Annotated in this window: 1 pseudogene; it reads right to left on the bottom strand. The window is 53.4% G+C overall.

The annotated features are described in order from the left end of the window. Nucleotides 1-264: pseudogene (gene clpA / locus SB756_RS31220) on the bottom strand (ATP-dependent Clp protease ATP-binding subunit ClpA); the annotation flags it as partial.

The following is a 264-nucleotide window of genomic DNA, read 5'->3' as shown; positions in this document are numbered from 1 at the left end:
CGCGTGCCATGAGAGATAAAATTCACCACATCGAGACGGCTGACTTCATGTTTACGCAACAGATATGCCGCCTGCGACTCCTGTTCGCTAAAGATAGCGACCAGAACGTTTGCACCGGTAACCTCATTGCGACCGGAGGACTGGACATGGAAGACCGCACGTTGCAGTACACGCTGAAAACTCAGCGTCGGCTGTGTGTCGCGCTCCTCTTCACTGGCAGGCAGAACGGGTGTGGTTTGTTCAATAAAGGCTTCCAGTTCCTGA

Source organism: Pseudomonas sp. SIMBA_068 (assembly GCF_046534705.1).
GTDB classification, from domain to species: domain Bacteria; phylum Pseudomonadota; class Gammaproteobacteria; order Pseudomonadales; family Pseudomonadaceae; genus Aquipseudomonas; species Aquipseudomonas putida.
The sequence above is the reverse complement of the archived record's forward strand: the minus strand, read 5'-3'. Positions and strand labels throughout refer to the sequence as shown.